General features: G+C 36.5%; 1 protein-coding gene and 1 pseudogene. Both read left to right on the top strand.

The genetic code is table 11. From position 1 onward, the window contains the following. Positions 1-66: 66 nt before the first annotated feature. Positions 67-594 (top strand): annotated as a pseudogene (locus tag QT996_RS28510) (IS1634 family transposase); the annotation flags it as partial. A 285-nt stretch (positions 595-879) separates the two neighbouring features. Further along, positions 880-1,161 (top strand): ISAs1 family transposase (locus QT996_RS28505; RefSeq protein ID WP_333050858.1); only part of this gene is annotated, 282 nt, incomplete at its 3' end.

The following is a 1,161-nucleotide window of genomic DNA, read 5'->3' as shown; positions in this document are numbered from 1 at the left end:
ATTAATAATTAAATGGGGTCGCAAAATCAAAAATAAGGGTAATGCTTGTATCACAGTTTAAATGTGCAACAGCTTAGCTCTAAGCTAATATTTAAAGTTCAGGCACAACTAGAATTAGATGCTAGTGCGGTAGCCAAAGCAACCAAAGCTAGTGGCAGATTTATCTTAGCTACTAATGTGCTGGATGCTTCACAATTAAATCATGATGAAATGATTGTAAAATATAAGGAACAGCAGTCGGCAGAGAGAGGGTTTGGGTTTTTGAAAGACCCGTTATTCTTTACGGAGAGCGTGTTTCTAAAGTCGCGGGAAAGAATAGAGGCTTTAACTTTGGTAATGGGTTTGTGTTTGTTGATTTATACTTTAGGTCAAAGGTTACTCCGGCAAAACTTGCAACTCACTAATAAAACCGTAAAAAATCAGTTGGGCAAAGGAACCAATCGACCTACTTTGCGCTGGATATTCCAAAGTTTTCAATCGATTCATGCCGTTTGTATTCAAGGAATTCAGCAAGTTTCTAATTTGACATCAGAACGGTTAGCCATCTTAAATTTATTTCCAGTCACCTGTCGGTCTTATTATTTTTTGTTGTGAAATGAAGTCGATTCTTGATGGGTAAAACTGACTTAGATTTAAATAATTGTTGATTCAGCAGTGATGTATTATTGTCATAATGCGGGCGATATATGCTGGGAATTAATAGTTATTAGTGATCTGATTTTTGACTTTTAATGGGTTAAGAAGAGTGAATTAATGCCCTCATCTCAATTTTGAGGAAGTCCTAGCTGAGTGATGCGAGCGTTGCACAGATTTTTGGGTGTTTTTACTCACTATTATCTCGGATGATTCACTTTTATCCCCTCAATCTAATCTGCCTATGTGCCAGTTGGGGGTGCGGAATGTGGGTTATTAGAGCTGCTAGAAATTGAAGAAAGCATAATAAACATCGATGCTATGGGATGTCATAAAGAAATAGCAGCGCTCATAATTAAGAAGAAAAGAGATTATCTTTTAGCGCTAAAGGGAAATCAAAAATTTCTTCATAAAGACGTAAAAAACTGGTTTGAATTAGCTCGAAAAGAAAAGTTTGCTGGCAGAGAGCATAGCTATTATCAACAAATAGAAGCTGGGCATCATCGAGTTGAAAAAAGACAAATTTGG

It is taken from the genome of Microcoleus sp. S13C4 (assembly GCF_036700865.1).
GTDB lineage: Bacteria > Cyanobacteriota > Cyanobacteriia > Cyanobacteriales > Microcoleaceae > Microcoleus.
Note: the sequence above shows the minus strand (reverse complement) of the source record. Positions and strands in the feature narration are given on the sequence as shown.